The organism is methanotrophic endosymbiont of Bathymodiolus puteoserpentis (Logatchev) (assembly GCF_900128525.1).
Lineage (GTDB): Bacteria > Pseudomonadota > Gammaproteobacteria > Methylococcales > Methylomonadaceae > Methyloprofundus.
Genome location: NZ_FQTQ01000021.1, coordinates 1 through 21,009 on the forward strand (window position 1 = coordinate 1; position 21,009 = coordinate 21,009).

At 40.8% G+C, this 21,009-nt stretch carries 13 protein-coding genes and 1 pseudogene; 8 read left to right on the forward strand and 6 right to left on the reverse strand.

Features of this window, described 5'->3' with window-relative positions:
- Positions 1–263 precede the first annotated feature (263 nt).
- From BQ7314_RS01325 to BQ7314_RS01360, 8 genes and pseudogenes are all read left to right on the forward strand, one after another.
- Positions 264–1,199 (forward strand): annotated as a pseudogene (locus tag BQ7314_RS01325) (BREX-1 system adenine-specific DNA-methyltransferase PglX); the annotation flags it as partial.
- A 47-nt stretch (positions 1,200–1,246) separates the two neighbouring features.
- Positions 1,247–2,401 carry an AAA family ATPase gene (locus BQ7314_RS01330; RefSeq protein WP_174481908.1) on the forward strand — a complete coding sequence of 385 codons (1,155 nt, stop codon included), beginning with the start codon at positions 1,247–1,249 and terminating at the stop codon, positions 2,399–2,401.
- Positions 2,401–3,060, forward strand: a complete 660-nt coding sequence (locus BQ7314_RS01335) for a DUF3226 domain-containing protein (protein ID WP_174481909.1) — start codon at positions 2,401–2,403, stop codon at positions 3,058–3,060. The genes BQ7314_RS01330 and BQ7314_RS01335 overlap by 1 nt, the downstream gene beginning before the upstream one ends.
- Before the next feature lie 2 nt (positions 3,061–3,062).
- Positions 3,063–4,592, forward strand: coding sequence for an RNA-binding domain-containing protein (locus BQ7314_RS01340; RefSeq protein ID WP_174481910.1), 1,530 nt, complete (start codon positions 3,063–3,065; stop codon positions 4,590–4,592).
- A gap of 9 nt (positions 4,593–4,601) precedes the next feature.
- Positions 4,602–7,196: a BREX-1 system phosphatase PglZ type A gene (gene pglZ / locus BQ7314_RS01345; protein WP_174481911.1), complete on the forward strand. Its 2,595-nt coding sequence runs from the start codon at positions 4,602–4,604 to the stop codon at positions 7,194–7,196.
- Positions 7,196–9,256, forward strand: coding sequence for a protease Lon-related BREX system protein BrxL (brxL, locus tag BQ7314_RS01350; RefSeq protein ID WP_174481912.1), 2,061 nt, complete (start codon positions 7,196–7,198; stop codon positions 9,254–9,256). The genes pglZ and brxL overlap by 1 nt, the downstream gene beginning before the upstream one ends.
- Positions 9,257–9,370: 114 nt before the next feature.
- Complete coding sequence (locus BQ7314_RS01355; protein WP_174481913.1) at positions 9,371–10,519, forward strand: exonuclease SbcCD subunit D; 1,149 nt, start codon at positions 9,371–9,373, stop codon at positions 10,517–10,519.
- Positions 10,516–13,578: an AAA family ATPase gene (locus BQ7314_RS01360; RefSeq protein ID WP_174481914.1), complete on the forward strand. Its 3,063-nt coding sequence runs from the start codon at positions 10,516–10,518 to the stop codon at positions 13,576–13,578. The genes BQ7314_RS01355 and BQ7314_RS01360 overlap by 4 nt, the downstream gene beginning before the upstream one ends.
- A 184-nt stretch (positions 13,579–13,762) precedes the next feature.
- Here the strand turns inward: BQ7314_RS01360 and BQ7314_RS01365 are convergent, their stop codons facing one another.
- The 6 genes from BQ7314_RS01365 to BQ7314_RS01390 all read right to left on the reverse strand — a co-directional run bounded on the left by BQ7314_RS01365 (position 13,763) and on the right by BQ7314_RS01390 (position 20,962).
- Positions 13,763–14,875 (reverse strand): ABC transporter permease, encoded by a 1,113-nt coding sequence (locus tag BQ7314_RS01365; RefSeq protein ID WP_174481915.1) that lies wholly within the window; start codon positions 14,873–14,875, stop codon positions 13,763–13,765.
- A 5-nt stretch (positions 14,876–14,880) separates the two neighbouring features.
- Positions 14,881–16,014 (reverse strand): ABC transporter permease, encoded by a 1,134-nt coding sequence (locus BQ7314_RS01370; protein WP_174481916.1) that lies wholly within the window; start codon positions 16,012–16,014, stop codon positions 14,881–14,883.
- Positions 16,011–17,765 (reverse strand): ATP-binding cassette domain-containing protein, encoded by a 1,755-nt coding sequence (locus tag BQ7314_RS01375; protein WP_245394871.1) that lies wholly within the window; start codon positions 17,763–17,765, stop codon positions 16,011–16,013. The genes BQ7314_RS01370 and BQ7314_RS01375 overlap by 4 nt, the downstream gene beginning before the upstream one ends.
- Positions 17,762–18,799, reverse strand: a complete 1,038-nt coding sequence (locus BQ7314_RS01380) for an HlyD family secretion protein (protein ID WP_174481917.1) — start codon at positions 18,797–18,799, stop codon at positions 17,762–17,764. The genes BQ7314_RS01375 and BQ7314_RS01380 overlap by 4 nt, the downstream gene beginning before the upstream one ends.
- Before the next feature lie 563 nt (positions 18,800–19,362).
- Complete coding sequence (locus BQ7314_RS01385) at positions 19,363–19,902, reverse strand: hypothetical protein (RefSeq protein WP_174481918.1); 540 nt, start codon at positions 19,900–19,902, stop codon at positions 19,363–19,365.
- Positions 19,903–20,089: 187 nt separating this feature from the next.
- Positions 20,090–20,962 (reverse strand): ion transporter, encoded by an 873-nt coding sequence (locus BQ7314_RS01390; RefSeq protein ID WP_174481919.1) that lies wholly within the window; start codon positions 20,960–20,962, stop codon positions 20,090–20,092.
- Positions 20,963–21,009 lie beyond the last annotated feature (47 nt).

A 21,009-nucleotide genomic window follows, 5' to 3' on the forward strand; every position in this document is an offset into this window, starting at 1 on the left:
TTAAGAATATAGTGCATGGGTTTTATCTACGTCACAGACTTTCATCTAAGGATGGGTACAAACTCTGATCATGCACTTTGATATAATGCTAGCTAAGCAATATATCATGGTTTGGAAAGATACAAGGTTGGGTTAGCGATAGCGTAACCCGACACATCGAAGCCGAAAATGTCGGGTTACGCGATAAAGCCGCTAACCCAACCTACCTGTTGTCAGAGATTTACGCGGCATGGCAAAGCCACAACCGCGAAACCATCGCCGAAATACTACGCCTAGAGCAAGAAAACAATCGCCTGTTTATTGATGCTTACGGTTTGCAAGACGAACTCAGCCCCGATGTACCGCTAGAACAAATCACTTTAACGGTGAATCCTAAATACCGTTATGGGGGTAATTTATCTGATGAAGCCCTAGAAAACCGCTTTCAATCCGATACCCTCGCCGAACTTATCAGCTATGCCATCGGTTGCATGATGGGACGATACTCCCTAGACCAACAAGGCTTAGTTTATGCCCATGCAGGCAATCAAGGCTTTAGCGAATTAGTGCAACAAGGCACATATAAAACCTTCCCAGCCGATAAAGATGGCATTATCCCACTTACCGATCAAGCATGGTTTGCAGACGATGCTACGCACCGCTTGCGTGAATTTGTGCGTGTGGTTTGGGGTGAAGAAAATCACCAACAGAATTTAGACTTTATCGCCGCAAGCCTATGCCTGTATGCCATTAAAGCTAAAAACAGTGAATCTAACCTAGACACCATTCGCCGTTATCTCGCCACTAAATTCTATAAAGACCATCTAAAAACCTACAAAAAACGCCCAATTTATTGGTTGTTTAGCTCAGGTAAAAACAAAGCTTTTGAATGTTTGGTGTATCTACACCGCTACAACGAAAGCACTTTAGCCCGAATGCGTACTGAGTATGTCACACCGTTATTAGGTAAATACGAGGCTTCCGCGATGGTATTACAAAAACAAATGCAAGATGCTGACAGCACCAGTGATGCCAACCGTTTTAAAAAATCCCTCACTGCCTTAGAGAAAAAACAAACCGAACTCAGCGAGTTTGACGATAAACTCAAACACTACGCCGATAGGCGCATCAGCTTAGATTTAGATGATGGTGTTAAAGTGAATTACGGCAAGTTTGGTGATTTATTAGCAGAGGTTAAAGCAGTGACGGGGAAGAAGTAAGTACTATAATGTATTAAAAATAGTTTATGTATTGTTTGGGAAGTGTGATGCTTAATTCATTAGAAATAAAGAACTTTCGTTCTCTGGAAGATTTTCAGGTTAAAAAGTTAGGTCGTATTAATTTAATTGTCGGTAAGAACAATTCGGGTAAAAGCTCTGTGCTTGAGGCATTAAGGATTTATGCGGGTAATGCTAATAAAGGCTTATTAGAAAAAATTGCACAAGGACATGATGAGAAATGCTTTGTAGAGAGCAGTGATCAAGAGAGTTTTAATGGCGTATTACCTTTTGAGGATTTATTTACGGGAAGAAAGTTTCCTGTAGGCGAAGTGCCTATCGTTATTGGCGAGCTTGGCAATGAGGAGGAGGCGTTAAAAATTTATCATGTTTATCGTGTTGAAAGAGAGGTTTCAGTTAATGATGAAGATGGCAAGTTTATTGAAAAATCGGTTCGACAAGTTTCTGTAACAGAGTTAGCTAAGGTTAATAAGAGTCAGATCGTAGGAGAAGGACTGCTGATATTAAAAAAAGGTAATACAGTATTGATTGATTTTAAACATAGTCATCCTTCTTTTACACGATTTGTATTAGATGGCATTACAGTGCCTAGCAGTTTTATTCCTACCCAGTTAATTGCTATGAATGATTTGGCAAAAGATTGGGATGCTATTGCGCTTACTGAGGCAGAAGAGATGGTTAAGGCGGCGATGCAAATTATTCTGCCTGAGTTTGAGAGTTTAATCTTTGTTAATGATTCTGTTTATGCTGATACAACAGGTAAAGAAACGCGGCGTGTTGCTAAAGTGAAAATTAAAGGTTTGTCGCGTCCCGTACCTTTGAATAGCTTAGGTGACGGCATGTTGCGCATATTGCAGATGGTGTTAAAGGTTTTTCCCGCGAAAGGCGAATTTTTGCTGATTGATGAGTTTGAAAATGGCTTACATTACAGTGTGCAGGAAAAAGTATGGACATTGTTATTTGAGTTGGCTGAAAAATTAGATATTCAGGTTTTTGCCACCACGCATAGCTGGGATTGTATCGAAAGTTTTTCTAAAGTGGCAATGGATAAAAAATCCATTGAGGGCGTTTTGTTTAGAGTTGGGCAAAGTGTGCGTAACAGTGATAAAGGTCGTGTTATTGCTACCGTATTTGATGAACAGCAGCTTTATAATATTACCCAAGCTGATGTTGAGGTGCGTTGATGGAAGCGACTAAGCAGATATTACTGGTTGAAGGGGGGGCTGATAAGTCTTTTTTTGAGAAAATTTGTAACAGGTTATCACTTGATACCGTTGTTCAAGTCGCATCGCCAAAGGATTTAGGTGGCAGGCGAAACTCGAAAGAAGGCGTATTTCAACGCTTACAGGTGCTATTGCCGCAATTGAATGATGGTCAAATCACTCATCTTGCACTGGTGGTTGATGCTGATTATCTTGAACGGCATGGCTTAGGATGCCAAAAAACAATAGCTCGTGTTTCTGAGATTGTCGAGCCGTTTGGGTTTGAGTTAAATCAAGATTCAGAAAATGGCTTATGTTTTAGGCATAATGATGGATTAGCTGATTTGGGGCTGTGGGTGATGCCTGATAACCAACAGGAAGGAATGTTGGAAGACTGGATTAAAGCTTGTGTTAAAGATGATGAACAAGCTCTGTTTAATCAGGCGATAGTTGCGGTGCAAGCAGTTGAAGGTCAAAAATTTAGTTCTCACTTAAAGTCTAAAGCGGATGTAGCCACTTGGTTGGCATGGCAAAAACAGCCTGGACATGGTTTATATGTGGCGATTAATGATGACCTTTTGGATGGCGATAGCCTGTTATTTAAAGCAATTGAACAGTGGTTGCTTGGGATATTTAAATAACAATGTCTTTACCAATCAACATTGAAGCTTTAATCACGCAAAATATCATCGAAAGCGAGCGTATCGAATTTAAGCAAGGCTGGAATCCGCAAGTGATTTTACATTCGGTCTGTGCTTTTGCGAATGACTTTAATAATTTGGGTGGTGGTTATTTGGTGGTCGGTATTGCTGAACAGGATGGGCAGGCGATCATACCGCCTATCGGGCTGGAAGTCAGCAAATTGGACGCGATACAAAAAGAGCTACTGCAAATCTGCCATTTTATTTCGCCGCATTATTTCCCTGTGGTTGAGGTGGCTGTTATACAGGGGCGGCATGTTTTGGTGATCTGGTGTCCACCTGGTGATACGCGACCGTATAAGTCGGCTAAAAGCATCAGCGGCAAAGAGGCGCAAACAAAGCTTTATTATATTCGCCGCTTGTCTTCGACCGTGATAGCGAGTGATGCTGACTTGCAGCGTTTGCTGGAATTAACCGCGAAAGTGCCATTTGATAACCGTATCAACCATCATGCAAGTATTGATGATTTTAATCTAACGCATATTGCCAGTTTTTTACAGCAGGTTAAAAGTGCTTTGTATGAGGAATTGCCAAAATTAAGTTTAGCGGAATTAACTCGCAATATGGGCGTTGCCAGAGGTGCAGACGAGGATATTAAGCCGCTGAATGTTGGCTTATTGATGTTTAGTGATGAGCCTTATCAGCATTTTCGCGGCGCACGCATTGAGCTAATTGAGTATCAGGATGAGATTGGCGATCAATTCAGGGAGACGTACTTTACTGGCCCGATTTGGAAGCAATTGATTGACGTTATGCAGTATATTAAGCATCAGGTCATCAAAGAGCAGGTTATCAAGGTACAAGGGCAGGCGGAAGCCTTACGTTTCTATAATTTCCCCTTTGAAGCCGTTGAAGAAGCGGTGGCGAATGCGGTGTTTCATAAAGGCTACGACAAACAAAACCCGGTTGAGATTAATGTGCGCCATGATTGTATCGAGGTGCTGTCATTTCCTGGCCCTTTGCCGCCCGTTGATCAGCAGATGTTACAACGAGAAAAGGTAATCGCGAGAGATTGCCGTAACAGTCGTTTAGGTGATTTCTTGAAAGAGTTACGCCTAACGGAAGGGCGAGGCACAGGTTTACCTAAGATTCGTCGCTTTATGGCAAGAAATGGTTCGCCAGCGCCTATTTTTGAAACCAATCCAGATAATGTGTATTTCCTGACGATATTGCCGATTCATGGGCGTTTTACGCGGGAAGATAATAAATTACAGCTAGAGTCACGGCCAGAGTCACGGCCAGAGTCAGAGCTAGCAAGAAAAGTACTTTCCTTCTTAGTGGATGCTGAATTGAGTAAATCAGAGTTATCAGAAAAGTTAGGGCATAAAGCCATTTCAGGTGAGCTTAATAAGCAAATTAAACGCTTACTGAAGCAGGGATTCATTGAAAGAACCATTCCAGATAAGCCGAGTAGTCGATTGCAGAAGTATCGATTGACAGCTTTAGCGACTGAATTAAACAAGACTATTTAAAAAACAGTTATGCAAATAGAGCAATTACAGCAAGGCATTAGCGCTAAATTTGAACAAAGCCGCTTGGTGTTTTGGTATGACCCTGAGCAGAGCTTTAAAGAAGCGATTGAGACCTTAACTATTGATGGCGTTACTGTGTTGGATATGTCGGAGCAATCTTTATTTGCAACCAAAAAACGCTTGGAATTAGATGAACCTGAGCAGCTGTTTTTATTGTATTTTCCTTATGCAGAGCCTGAAGCTGATCTGGATTGGCTGTTAGATATTCGCTTATACAGTGAGCAGTTCTTTGCTGATGTGAGTTCGATATTATTAAATGAACTGGGTATTCCTAAAATGGCGTTGCGCGGCCATATACGTCAACGGCAGGCATTTTTTACGAACAAGCAGCGAATGACAGGTCTAAAACGCTTTGTTACTGAGAATGAAGATGAGGCCTCTTTAGACCGTAAGATGATTGCGGTATTAACTAAAGCGGAATCAGCGTCGTTAACGGATATTTTATTCCAACTGGTCAAAGCTTATGCAGAGGGTTTAGCACCAGAGAATGATGCTATCAGCTTAATCGACCAGCTAGATAAATTTGAGCTAACAGGTTCATTATGGGCTGAGTTAGCCGCACACTTTAGTTATGCGAGTCGTCAGCCTTCTCTGGCGGATTTTATCTTAAAATTATTTTGTACGGAATTATGGAGCCAAATCGAAGCAACAGATCGGGATTGGTTGTTGAATAATGTGCTAAAAACAGGAGCAGGAAAGGCGACTGCATTAGCTTTTATGACCGGCTGGCGTGATAGCCGCAGTTTTGCAAAGGCACATGATATGATTGCCAAGCAAATCAGTGGTCAATTAGAGGTGGAATCACGCTGTCGGGATTACCACCCATTTCAATTAATGGAATGTGAAACTTTTGAAGTGATTGAACAAGCGATTATTCGCGGCCTGGTAAATAATTTATTAGATGTGAGTACGCGCTTAGATCGCGTGCAATTTGACCGTATCTTATCGCGGCGACTCGTGAGTCATTGGTGTGTGTCGCGCCAAGAATACGCGGCGATTTATGAGGCCTTACGCCAAGCTGAGCGCTTATTATATTTGCGTCAGCAATATGTGGATGGTTTTCATTATGATTCCGCTAAAGCGATGTATAGCGCTTATGTGAGTGAGCTTTATCTATTTGATCAAGCTTATCGTTTGTTTAATGAAAATGTGGCTACGGTTTTAAGCAAAGGTTCCGATGTATTACGTCAGCTGGATGAGGCAATAGAGAATCTTTATACCCATTGGTATTTATATGAAATAGGCTTGGCCTGGGATAGGCAACTGGAGAGTGAAAATTGTTTAGCACAGTGGAAAATAGCGGGGATTCCACAGCAACATCAGTTTTATAAGCATCAAGTGGCGATGCATCTTAAAGGTAAGCAGTTCAAGCGTGTATTCGTCATTATTTCTGATGCGTTACGCTATGAAGTCGCGCATGAATTAGTCTTTAGTATTAACCGTGAGAAGCGTTTCAAAGCCGAATTAAACACGCAGTTAGGTGTATTACCTAGTTATACGCAATTAGGCATGGCGGCATTATTACCCCATAAAACCTTGTCTTATGGTGAAGATCAAAGCGCCATCGTCTTTGCTGATGGCATGTCCACACAAGGCTTGGATAATCGAAACACGATTTTAGCCAAAGCTAAAGGGATGGCGGTGAGTGCAAAGGTCTTGACTGCTTGGAGTAATGAGGAAGGACGCGAGAAGATTCGTGATGCCGAAGTGGTGTATATCTATCACGATACCATTGATGCTATCGGTGATAAGCTGCCTACGGAAGAGAAAACCTTTGCGGCTTGCCGTGATGCCATTAATGAATTAAAAGACTTAGTGGGTCGAGTGATTAATCGTTTGAATGGTAATCGCGTCTTAGTAACAGCGGATCATGGTTTTCTATTTCAACAAAAAGCCTTGTCTGAAGCGGATAAAACAGTTTTAGACATCAAGCCTAGCGGTACCATTGAAGCTAAAAAACGTTATATTATTGGCGGTCATTTGAATGCTGACCCCGCTTGTTGGAAAGGGAGGATTGCTGATACCGCTAATGGGAGTGGTGACACAGAATTTTTAATTCCTAAAGGCGTACAACGCTTTCATTTTGTCGGTGGCTCGCGTTTTGTGCATGGCGGGGCTATGTTGCAAGAGATTTGTGTGCCGGTGATTTCGATTGTCGCTTTACGCGGTGAGAAAATGGTGCAGAATGAGAAACAGCCTGTGGGTATTGTGGTAAAAAACCAGCCGATTAAGATGGCCAATCATATTGATAAAATCAGTTTTATTCAGACTGATGCCGTTGACGAGTTGCATATTGCGCGGCAAGTGGAGGTTTTTATTGTTGATAGCGAAGGTAAAGAAGTTTCCAGCCGTGAAACCTTAAATTTCGACAGTCAAAGCGCGTCTATGAATGAGCGTACCCGAGATGCACGTTTAAAGCTGATCGGAGCGCAATTTGATCGTCATGCGGCGTATACATTGGTATTAGAAAATACCGCTACCCAAACTCGCTATAATCAGTATGCCGTCACCATTGATTTAGCCTTTCAGGATGATTTTTTCTAATGAGTGAATTAACAGTAAGTAAAAAAGCAGTGCAAGAAGATTTAGATACTTTATTAAATCGTCACTTTAAAGGGCGTGTGGTGAGAAAGGATCTGACCAAGCAGCTTAAAGAAGGGGTGAATGTTCCTGTTTATGTGCTGGAATATTTATTGGGGATGTACTGCGCTTCTGATGATGCTGAAGTGGTGGCTGAAGGCTTAGAGAATGTTAAAAAAATATTGGCCGAAAACTATGTGCGCCCTGATGAGGCGGAAAAAGTAAAATCACTGATCCGTGAGCATGGCAGCTATAAAGTGATAGATAAAGTCAGTGTGAAGCTCAACCAAAATAAAGATATTTATGAGGCGAGTCTTTCTAATTTAGGTCTTAAAGATGCTTTTGTACCAGTGGGAATCGTTAAGGAAAATGAAAAGCTATTTATGGGTGGCATTTGGTGCATTATCACCGTGCAGTATTTTTTTGAAGAAGGACAGAAAGCCTCGCCCTTTTCTATTGTGACGCTAAAGCCGATCCAGATGCCCAATATGGATATGGAGGAGCTATTTACTGCAAGAGCACAATTTACTAGCACTGAATGGGGCGATGTGTTGTTACGCTCAATTGGTATGGAGCCTGTTAATTTAGAGGAGCGCGCTAAATTACATTTACTTGCCCGTATGATCCCCTTTGTAGAAAATAATTATAATGTTTGTGAATTAGGGCCGCGAGGGACGGGGAAGAGTCATGTCTATAAAGAATGTTCACCCAATAGCTTATTAGTCTCTGGCGGGCAAACGACGGTGGCGAACCTGTTTTATAACATGGCGAGTCGCAGAGTGGGTTTAGTCGGACTATGGGATGTCGTTGCGTTTGATGAAGTGGCGGGGATTAACTTTCATGATAACGATGGCATTCAAATCATGAAAGATTATATGGCATCGGGTTCCTTTTCCAGAGGACGTGATTCCATTGAAGCCAGTGCTTCGATGGTCTTTATCGGTAATATCAATCAAAGCGTGGAAACTTTAGTGAAAACCAGCCATCTATTAGCGCCGTTTCCACAACAGATGATTGATACCGCTTTCTTTGATCGTTTTCATGCGTATATTCCAGGATGGGAAATCCCTAAAATGCGTCCTGAATTTTTCACTAATAATTTTGGTCTTATTACCGATTACATGGCCGAATATATGCGTGAAATGCGTAAGCGTAATTTTGCCAATGCGATTGATCAGTATTTTAAATTAGGCAATAACCTAAATCAGCGTGATGTGATTGCTGTTCGGCGTACCGTATCGGGATTACTTAAGCTCTTACACCCAAATAATCAATTTGATAAAGAGGATGTGCGTTATTGTTTGGTGTACGCTTTAGAAGTTCGTCGGCGCATTAAAGAACAACTCAAAAAGCTCGGAGGGATGGAATTCTTTGATGTCCATTTCAGCTATCTTGATAATGAATCCTTAGAAGAATTTTTCGTTAATGTACCGGAGCAGGGCGGTAGTAAGCTAATTCCAGAAGGCATGTCACATCCGGGGGTCGTGCATTTGGTTACTAAGGGGGATTCGACAGGCCAATTAGGGCTGTATCGCTTTGAAACGCAAATGATGGCAGGGCATGGAAAACATACGGTTTCAGGTTTCGGTTCTCATGTCGCGGCTAAAGAAGCGATACGGGTCGGTTTTGATTATTTTAAAGGTAATCTGAGTCGTATCAGCCAGATCGCTAAATTTTCTGAATACGAGTTCCATTTACATATCGTCGAACTTTATAACTCCGGTGCCAGTACGCAAACCAGCCTTGCTGCCTTTATTGCTTTCTGTTCCATATTAATGAAAAAGCCGGTACAAGAGCAGATGGTGGTATTAGGCAATATGACGCTAGGTGGGGTAGTGAACCCAGTAGAAGATCTTGCCGATACTCTGCAAATGGCCATGGATAGTGGCGGCACTAAAGTTTTACTACCGATGGCTTCCGCTTCCGATATACCGACTGTTCCAGCGGAGCTGTTCTCCAAATTCCAGATAAGCTTTTACTCCGATCCTGTGGATGCGGTATATAAAGCATTAGGGGTTCAGTAGAGTAATATAGAATTAGCTGTAACTAGCTATTGATGCGAGCTAGAGTAGAATAGAGCGTGCATTGTATAAAAAAATAAAACAAACGGGGAAATCCTTTAACAAGGGACGTTAGCAATGAAATTTATCCATACTTCAGATTGGCATATAGGCCGTTTATTCCAAAACATATCGTTACTGGAAGACCAGTTACATGTGCTACAGCAATTAAAAGCTTATGCTAGTGAATATAATGTTGATGCATTAATTATTTCAGGTGACGTATTTGATCGTTCTGTACCACCTGCTGAAGCAGTCGATGCATTAGATCAGTTTTTAGATGAAATTATTGGTGAACTTGAAATTCCTGTGATTATGATTTCTGGGAATCATGATTCAGCCAAGCGCTTACGCTTTGGTGCAAAGCATATGCAGCAATCGGGTCTGCATATTTTAAGCCAGCTTTCTGATGTAACTGTCCCCGTTATTATTGAAACTGCAACAGGCCCTGTGCATTTTTATGGACTTCCTTATCATGACCCGGTTGAAGTACGGGAAGCTTTTGCTTGTGAAGTAAAAACCTATGATGAGGCGCATACTTATTTAGTTGATTTGGTTAAAGACGCACGTATTGCAAATACTCCAGCCGTGTTATTAAGTCATTGCTTTATTGATGGTGCTGAGGAATCAGATTCTGAACGACCTTTATCGATTGGTGGTGCTGATCGAGTGTCTTATCAAGCTTTAGAAGATTTTGATTATGTGGCTTTAGGGCATTTGCATGGCCCACAATACAAAGGTAAAGAGCATATCCGTTATTCTGGTTCTTTATTAAAATATTCTTTTTCTGAGTATAAACAAAACAAAGGCATTACTTTAGTTGAATTGAATGAGCAAGGTTTGGTATCAACAGAACATCTCCAATTAACACCAGAAAAGGATTTAAGGGTGATTGAAGGCTTATTAGACGAGTTAATCGAACAGGGTAAAAAAGATCCACGTAACTATGATTATATATTGGCTAAATTAACGGATAAACAAGATATTCTTGATCCGATGGGGCAGTTAAGAAAGGTGTATCCAAATGTATTGCAATTAGAACGTACACAATTTTCTTTATCTAAAGGCAGCCGGTTGGTTGCAGATGTAAGCCTAAAAAGGACTGAACAACAGGTGTTTAAAGATTTTTTCGAGCAAGTTATTGGCAATGCTTTAACTGAAGAGCAAAATACTTTATTACGGGACATTATTGCTGAAGCGAAAGATGTTATCGAGGCAGCGGAATGAAATTACAGTCTTTAGAAATTCAAGCTTTTGGTCCCTTTGCTAAAAAAGAAGTGATTAACTTTTCAGCCTTAGGTGAAAACCCTTTGTTTTTAATTGATGGGCCTACGGGAGCAGGGAAGTCATCAATTCTTCATGCCATTTGTTATGCGCTTTATGGTGAAACCACTGATTCAGACCGCAAAGAGCTGGGTCTCAGGTGTGATCATGCCGAAGCGGATTTACTGACTGAATTATCCTTAGCGTTTAGTATTAGAGGCGATCATTATCGTATTACACGTGTGCCAACACAAATGCGACCCTCTAAACGAGGTGGGGGAGAAACTGAACAAAAATCTACAGCACATTTAAGACGTATGCTTGAAAGTGGCAAAGAAGAAACCTTAGTAGCCAAAAAAACCACAGAAGCAAAAGCTAAGATTGAAGAAATTATTGGCTTAAGCTCAGAGCAGTTTTTGCAAGTGATGGTATTGCCACAGGGTAAATTTCGCGCATTATTGCTGGCCAAATCAGATGACCGACAGGCTATCTTATCGACCTTATTTCAAACTGAAATATATAAGCGAATTGAGCAACTGCTTAAAGATAAAGCAGGGGCGATAGAAAAACAAAATCAGGCATTTGAAGATAGAAAGGCTGAGGCGCTTTCTGATGTGCATGTTGTGGATAGTGAAGCATTAGAAATGGCTATTGGAGAAGTCGTTGGATTGCTAGAGGCTAAGCAAAAAGAAAAAGACTTGGCTGCTGAAAAAAAACAACAAGCCGCAACAGCAATTGAAACCGCTGTTGCTTTAGGTAAAACGTTTGATAGCCGAGATACTAAACAAAAGGAACTGCAAAGCTTTAAATTAAAGGAGGATGAAATAAGCGCTGACAAAAGCCGTATTACACGGGCAGCAAAAGCAGCGTCTATAGCGCCGAAATGGTTGGCTTTGCAAGGTCTTCTACAGGACATTAAGGCAAAGAAAGCCGAGATTGTGACTGCAAACCAAGCTAAAGAAAAGGCTGATTTACGTGTAAAGACTGCCAAGGAGGGTGTGAATCAAGCAACCGAGAATTACCAGCAGCGAGACTCTCTTAAAGCAAAAGAGGGGATATTTAAAGGGTACCAGGAACAACTGACGAGTTATAAAGAATTAAACAATGCTTTATTAGCTGCTATTGCAAATCATAAATCTGCATTAGATCAAAAGTCTGAATTAGAAGAACAAGACAAAACGATTGGACAAGCCTTAATAACATTAGTTGCTGAGATTGAATCTTTAGAACAGGCGAGCGCTAATAAATCCGTTATTGTTGAGCAAAAGCTGTGGGCAAAAGGGGTTTTTGATAAACGTAAAGAGCTAGATGTTGCGCGTGTTGATTTACTTTCACTTAATCAAGTTTATCAAAAACAAAAAGATAAATTTGAGGCAGCTGAAAAAGTGTATAAAAAAATTGCAGAGGACGCTAATCGAACTGAAATGCGCTGGTTTTCTAATCAAGCCGCTGTGTTAGCTGAAAAGTTAGAACAAGATATGCCCTGTGCTGTGTGTGGCAGTCTTAAACACCCTAATCCCGCGGTATTCTCAGAGAATGAATTAGTCATTAATCAAGCTGTGGTTGATCAAGCGAGAGCATCGCAAGCAAAACAATTTAAGGTAATGAATGCTATTAAAGAAGCGATGCAAGCTTGTTTGCATTCGGTGACAGGTAAAGAACAGGATGTTAAGCAATTAGAATTAGAGTTAGCCGATCATGCGACTAAGTCTTTGTTAGAAGTAGAGCAGGTTTATAGAAGTTTGGAATCGGATTTAAAGCTAATAGAAAGCAACGAAAAGAAATTACTTAGAGCTAAGAAACAAAAATCTGATAAAGAACAAGAACGGGAACCTATTGCGAGTGATATTAAAGCCATTGACGATAATATCCCCGAATTAACGGCGCTTAAAGCAACGGCTAAAAGTGAGCTGGACGCTGCAAATAAATCACTGCCCGAAGCCTATAGGAACACTGTGGCAATTGAATCGGTATTGACCCAGGTACGTCAGGAAATTAAAAGCTTAGAAACTAGGTATGAAGTCGCCAATCAAGAACTGACTGATTCCTCAAACAATCAATCTTCACTCGTATCTACCTTGATAGCACTTAATAAAAGTCTGGATGATTTACAAGTCCGTAATAAAGAGCAATCTCACCTATGGCAACAAGCCTTGGCAGACAGTGAATTTGCCACTCAAGAGGCGTTTGCTAGTGCGCAAATGAAAAAAGGGGCGCTTAATGTTCTGGTTGAGCATGTAAGAGCGCATGATGACGCAGTCAAAACATTGCAGGCAGAATTAGGGTTACTAGAACGGCAGTTAAAAGACAAGCAACCGCCAGATTTAGAAAAACTACAACAGAACAGTAATAAATTAAATGATGAGTTTACCTTAGCAGAAAGTATATGGGCAACAGCCAACCAGAAACATAAAGAGTTGATTAATACACGAGGCAAAATCCAAAAAATTGAAAAGCAACAAGTGGATATTAAAAAACAGTATGAGGTGGTTGGTACTTTATCAAAAGCAGCATCAGGTCGAGGTAATGTGAGAGTTACTTTGGAACGTTTTGTTTTAGGCAATATATTAGATTCTGTTTTGAGTATTGCTAGCCAGCGGTTACATTTGATGAGTAAAGGCCAGTATCGATTAATCCGTCAAAATGAAGAAGAGCAGCTGAAAAATACGACCGCTGGATTAGATTTAGCTATTGATGATGCCTATACGGGAAAAACTAGACCTGTAGCGACTTTATCGGGTGGCGAATCCTTTATGGCATCACTTGCATTAGCGTTGGGGCTATCAGATGTAGTACAAGAACGTTCAGGTGGAATACAGCTTGATACTTTATTTATTGATGAGGGATTTGGAAGTTTAGATCAAGATTCATTGCAACTGGCGATTAATACTTTAATTGATCTGCAATCGGCAGGCCGTGCTATAGGGATTATTTCTCATGTTTCAGAGCTAAAAGAACAAATGGCCCAACGGATTGAAGTGACAGGATCGAGAAGTGGTAGCACAATTAAAATGCTTGCTTAGAAACGTGCATGAAATAACATCCTAAAATGATAGAGCAGGATTTTGCTTCAGATGGAATGATCTCATGAGGGCACACGCAAGTTCGACCTAAAAGCCGTCCGCTGAAATAAAATCAAGTTGCTCTCAATGTTTCAGTGATTATTTATTACCCTGGAACTTGACATACTTTCAGAGTAAACAAGAATTAATACATTCTGCGTCGAAATAACCAACCTGCCATGCCTAAGTTAAGTATACCGATTAATAACATCGGCCAGTATTGGTCAAGTAATTGACTGACACTTAACCCTTCCAGAAAGACACCGCGTAAAATAATCAAAAAATAACGCAAAGGATTAATCAAGGTTAAATCCTGCACCAAAGGCGGCATATTCGCTATTGGCGTTGCATAACCTGACAGTATTACGGCAGGCACAATAAATAGGAAAGCCCCTAAAAGCCCTTGTTGTTGAGTTACTGCTAATGATGAAATCATCAGGCCAATGCCAATAACGGCAAAGACAAATAATATAATGCCGATATATAAAGGCACAAGACTACCGACTAAGGGCACTTTAAACCAGAGAACAGCCATTAAAATAATAAACGAGGATTCAATAACACCAATCACTAAGCCTGGAATCGCTTTACCAATCAATATTTCTAATGGGCTTAAAGGCGTGACTAATAGCTGATCAAAAGTTCCTTGCTCACGCTCTCTGGCCACAGAAAGCGCAGTGACGATCACGGTAACGACCAGCGTTAACAAGCCAACAATACCAGGGACAATAAACCAGCGGCTTTCTAAATTTGGATTAAACCAAGCCCGCACTTCCAGTTTTGCAGGCGGTAAAGATAGCTTATGTTGTTTTGCCCACTGTATATTAAAGTCGCTTAATACTGTCTGAGCATAGCCTAAGGCAATCTGGGCAGTATTAGAGTTGCGTCCATCCAGAAGAATTTGCACTTTAGCAGGATGCTGAGCTAATAATAAATCACGGCTAAAATGTTGCCCAATATGTACAACCATTAAGACATCTTTATTATCCAGTGCGGGTGCAATCTGCTCATGATAGCTAATACGTAAGACTTCTTTAAAGGTAGGCGTACCATTAAATTTAGCAATCAGGTCACGTGAGGCAATACTGGTGTCTTCATTATAAATAGCGATAGGCACTTGATTTAGATCATAGGTTGCTGCATAGCCAAATACAAATAACTGAAATATAGGGGGGCCAATCAGTACAAAACGACTTTTTTTATCTTTGAGTAGATTTAAAAATTCTTTAATCAGCAATGCATAAATACGGCTCCACATAATAGTTACTCCAACCGTCTCGGCATGCGACGCAAAGCTAAGGCAAAAAAGAATAGTGCCATGAAGAGTAGGGCTAGTGCATTAGGAATAATAATCCCCCAGACATTGCCTGCCAAAAACACAGTTTGCAGAATTGCAACAAAATAACGTGCGGCAATTAAATAGGTAATACTTTGTATGGCGGGTGGCATACTGTCGATATCAAAAATAAATCCTGACATAATAAAGGCGGGAAGAAAGGTGATGATAATGGCGATTTGCCCTGCGACAAACTGATTTTTTGCGGCAATTGAAATAACTAGCCCCATACCTAAAGCAACTAACATAAAGAGCGTTCCCGTTATCAGTAAAACCCATAATGACCCGAGTAAAGGCACTTGAAATAAAAAAACCGCCATTGCAATAGAGAGCAGCATCCCTCCCATGCCCAACAAATAATAAGGAATCAACTTACCGAGCAAAATCTCGGTGACACTGACGGGTGTTGCAATTAAGGCTTCTAGAGTTCCGCGTTCCCACTCTCTAGCCATCACTAAAGCGGTTAATAAGGCACCAATTAAAGTCATAATGACCGCAATTAAACCGGGTACTAGAAAATTTCGACTACGCACGGCGCTGTTATACCAGATGCGTTGTTCTAGCATAATCGGTTGCGTTAGGCTTATTCCGCGTTGTGCGGCAAACTGAATTAACCACTGATTCCATGTGCCTTGAATATAACCAGAAATTAAACGGGCAGTATTTGCATCTACGCCATCAACGATTACCTGAATGGGGGCAGATTCATGGCTGTATAATTGCCGATTAAAATTGCTACGTAGGCGGATAATGGCACTAATTTTTCGTGCTTCTAGTGCTTGTTGTGCCAATTTCATATTGGCAAAATGAATACTAACAAAATATTCTGAATGCTCAAAGGCAGCACTGAAACTACGGGCCTCTGGAGATATTTTTTCTAGCACGATGCCGACGGGAACATGTTTGGCATCGAGAGATACGCCATAGCCGAACAATAATAATAAAAAGACGGGCATGGCAAAAGCAATACCTAAACTACTAGGGTCGCGCCGTATTTGTAGAAATTCTTTAATAATTAGCCCTTGCAGGCGCATGTATTTTTCTTTGTTTGGGTGATTCATGATATTTTAGCCTCGACTAATTGAATAAAAGCGTCTTCCATTGTCGGTTCAGGCAAGTCCACCGAACGTACTTGTTGTTTGATTTCAGCAGGTGTACCTGAAGTTAAAATATCACCTTCACGCATAATCAGTAGGCGGTCACAATATTCTGCTTCCTCCATAAAATGTGTGGTAACCAAAACAGTGACCCCGCTTGCTGCTAGTTGGTTAGTTCGATTCCAGAATTCTCGCCTGGCAAGTGGGTCTACGCCTGAGGTTGGCTCGTCGAGAAACAAAATTTCTGGCTCGTGCATTAATGCGCAAGCCATCGCTAGACGTTGCTTATAGCCCAGCGGTAAATCACCACTATTGGTATTTTTCTCTGCTTCTAATTCAAATTGCTGTAAAGCCCACTGTATTCGATTTTTTCGCTGAGCATTACGTAAGCCGTAGGCGCTACTGAAAAAATTAAGATTCTGTAAAACGCTTAGGTGTTCATACAAAGAGAACTTTTGCGACATATAGCCAATGCGCGCGCGGGCTTTAGCGGCAGCCTTACTTAAATCGACCCCAGCCACACTGAGCTGGCCATTGCTCACGGGTAATAAGCCACAAAGCATCCGAAAGGTCGTGGTTTTACCCGCACCATTTGCGCCTAATAAACCAAATATTTCACCGCGGTTAACAGAAAAATTTAACTTTTTAACGGCTTGAAAATTACCAAACCAACGATCAACCCCTTCGACTTTAATAACTGTTGCATCATTAATAACGGTTGTTGTTTTAACGTTAGGGGATATCGCTTGAGTGGCGGTAAGGGGGTGTTGCGCTCTTAACAGGGCAATAAAGGCATCTTCTAGCCGAGGCGCAGTCGCTTCTATACGAATGCCTTCAAACTCGGCATTAAAGAGTGGTAACGTAGCTAAGTCTTTGTTAGCGCTAATAACACGAACTTTATCGCCTTGAATAACCGCATCAATGACGTCTGACTGACCGCTAAGCTTATTTTGTAAGTTTCGATTAGACAGAGAGGGGCTGCTTAATCGGTAACTTTGCCCTTGCATTGACTGCTTAAAAGCAGCAGGGCTGTTATGCGCAAGAATGTGGCCTTCATCTAGTAAAATAACATCGCTGCAACGCTCAGCCTCATCCAGATATGCGGTACTTAATAAGACCGTCATATCGTTAGCTTTAACTTGATGTTCGATAATACTCCATAATTCTCTGCGTGATACAGGGTCAACGCCAACACTGGGTTCATCTAATAATAACAGCGCGGGTTGACTGAGTAACGTGCATGCTAACCCCAGTTTCTGTTTCATTCCGCCTGATAATTGTCCTGCCAAACGCTCGGTAAAGGCGGCGAGTCCAGTCATGCTCATGAGCGCCTGAAAGCGCTGTTCGCGTACTGAGTGACTGACACCATGCAAATCGGCATAAAGCTTAAGATTCTCCGCCACACTCAAATCTTCGTATAAACCAAAACGCTGTGGCATATAGCCAATGAGGCGATGAACATCTGCTAGTTGATCAGTACAATTATGCCCAAAGACGGTGATAGTGCCGGTATCAGGCAGTAATAACCCTGCCGTTAAACGCAGCAAGGTCGTTTTACCCGCACCATCTGGCCCAACTAAACCGACAACGGCACCTTTATCTATTGTTAATGAAACAGATCGCAATGCATTAACACTGCGTGAGCCACTACTGAACTGCTTATTTACCGCTTGCAATTCAAGCGCGAAAATAGCCTCAGCAGATGAATGGCTCACAATGAACCTGTACAGCTAGTCGCTTTAGTTTTAATATCTTCAGTTGCAGTAAGGTCAATACTGACCGTAATTGGCATACCTAGGCGCAATTCATTTTGTGCATTACAAGCAAATACTCGTACTTGATAAACTAGGCTGGTTCTCAGTTCTACGGTTTCTACTGCTTTAGGGGTGAATTCAGCGGTGGGTGAAATATAACCGACCCAGCCAGAATAGCTTTTATCTGGATAGCTATCAGAATAAATTTGCGCACGCATCCCTTGATGGATTTTACCCAGATCCTGTTCTGACACATAAACTCTGGCCCAAACAGGATTCACCAGTGCTAGCGTATAAATGGGTGACTGACTATTTGCCATATCACCAGGCTCTAAAATTCTATCCTGAATAATTCCATCAGAAGGAGCATAAAGATGACCGTCTTGCCAAACTTTTTTTGCCAATTTTAGTGAGCTTTCATTCGCTTTTAGTATTGCTTGTGCTGCGGCAATATCTTCTTTACGTGGGCCTATCACGGCTAAATCTAATTGTTCTTGTAAGGCGTGCATTTTTTCACGAGCTGCGATATATTCAGAGCGAGCACGATCCACCGACTCTTTAGAGGTTAGCTTTTTTTTCACCAGACTTTGCAAGCGTTGTAGTTCTTTTTTAGTGTACGCCACCTCCGCTTGCGCTGATTTAACATCTGCTTTTGCCCTACGAATATCTTCTGGGCGTGTACCATTCAGCAAGCGATTAACGACCTGTTGTTGCGCATCCATTTTAGCTTGTGCACTGTCCAGCGTATACTGAAAACGAGCTAAATCCTGTATAGCGAGTAATTGACCTTTGGTCACTTGGTCACCTTCTTTCACATACATTTGTGCGATGTGTTCGGGGTCATGAAAAGTAAGCTGTACTTGGCGAATATCAATATTACCAAATAAGGTTAAGCGTGATTGATCCGTTTCCGAATAGGATTTGATATACCAAATAACTGAAATAGCAGCGATCAGTACGCATAGAGTCAGTATGACTTTAAAGGGTTTTCTCATGATTTTCTGTCCTTAAGTCTTTTTCAATTAACAAATAAGTCCAAATAGACCGTTTAGTTTATCCCTAATATTAGATTTTCTATATAGATTATACATAAATAAAATTTTGGCTCTTATTCATGTTTTTCATCATTATTTTTTTTAAAATCAGAGACCCTTTGTCGTATCCTGAATTCGTATAATAAGGTGCAATAACAAAATAACGCTTACTGAAAAGCAGGGCAATGAAGTGGTAGCGAAGTTATGATTTTAGTCCACAGTAGGTGCTAGGAAGGCTAGTGGTTATCTCGACAGCTGCAAGCCATTTGAGGTACTTTACTGTGGCAGTTTTGTGTTGTGAAGCGGGAGCAGGGCGTACTGGAGCTTGTCCAGTTCGCCCTGTATGTGAATGAATCTTTGACGACAGGAGTCCCAAGCATTTCATAAGGTAGGATAATGCGCCCGAGCTCTGAAAAGAAATATGGCACTACATTTTAATTGCAAATAGAAATTCTTGTAATCCTTACGTTTTCATTTTTTGATGCTACTAAAATTGGCAATTTAGTGACTTGGGGACTAAAAATTTAATGCCAACCACCGTATTGTTTGGTTGGATCACCACGAAAGCCTGTTGAAGTTTTATTCGCATCAGGCACACCCACAGTACTATCGGCTGCCATCACCATGTTAGCATAAGTATAGCCGCCTAAAGCTTTAGCTCGATTGGCAATCTTAGTTGTCAATGGACTAATATCATAACTAGAAACTGCAGGAGAAATAACGACTGCAACCAACTTTTCTTGCGAACCTTTAGGGCTAACCGTCAAAACAACAGGCAAAGTTGTTCCTTGAGGAATTTCAACTGAATAATGCTTACTATTTTCTAATTTCGTACGAGCAACAATCTTGCCTGAGCTATCCGCTACTTTAATTTCAGCATTAAGTACAGAGCCATTTTCATCAGTCACAATTCCTTTTAGTACTTTCAGTTCTTTATATGTTTGTACAGGCACTGTTAAACCATTTTTGTTTGATTTTTTATCATCACAAGCTACCAAAATGGTACTGGCTATCGATAAGGCAAATAAGCGTGCGATCATTTTATTTTTATTATAAGTATGCATTTTGACCTTCCTAAAAATATCTACAAAGCTGCATCATAACACATAGATATACTGATACTATAAGGAGCCTTCTCCCACAGGGAAAACGCATTAAAATTATTAGTCTAACAATAACTTATGACTCTAAAATAATCATTCCTTTAACTTTATTCGTCTTTTTATCTTTTTATCTTTTTATTTTGTAACTTCAGTTTTCTGGCTGCTCTAAAGAATTACCACAATATTTGCAAAAACTAGCATCTTGGTCGTGGCCAATCTGACCGCAGCTAGGGCAGGCATGATTAGTCAATTTGTCGGGTTGATACTGTTTGATGAGTTCTGCACTATAAATTCCTGTCGGTACAGCTAGAATGCCATAACCCATAATCATAATACTAGAGGCAATAATTTGACCTAGAGGAGTTTGTGGCGCAATATCGCCATAACCAACGGTGGTTAAAGTAACGATAGCCCAATAAACAGATTTAGGAATACTCGTAAAACCTGCAGCACTGCCTTCGACGACATAAAGTAATGAGCCAAAAATAACGGCTAAGGTTAAAACGGTATACAGAAAGACTAGAATTTTATGCCAGCTACTTTTAAGTGCTGTGATTAAAACTTCTGCTTCTTCCATATATTCTGCCAATTTAAAAATACGGAAAATGCGCAATAAACGTAAGATACGAATAATCAGCAAATATTTGGCACTGGGTAGTAATAAGCCGAGATAGCTAGGTAAAATAGATAGTAAGTCGATAACACCAAAAAAGCTACGCGCATAAAGCTTGGGCTGACGTACGGCAATCAGGCGGAAAATGTATTCTATAGTAAACAGTAAGGTAAACCCCCACTCAAGATAAAAAAATAATGGGCTATATTGTTGGTAAAATGCTTCTACGCTGCTTAGCATAACGACCAATATACTGATAAAAATACTGATAATTAAAATAATATCAAACAGCTTACCTGTATTTGTTTCTGCACCAAAAATAATTGTATTAAGAGTTTCCCGCCAAGGAGATAAATGCTTTCCAGAATTATAATATAGCCTATCTCGTGTGTTTTTTTGAGGTTGCATAGGTAAAATTGAGTTTGTTTGTAGGACTGATTTTGCTAGTTACTATC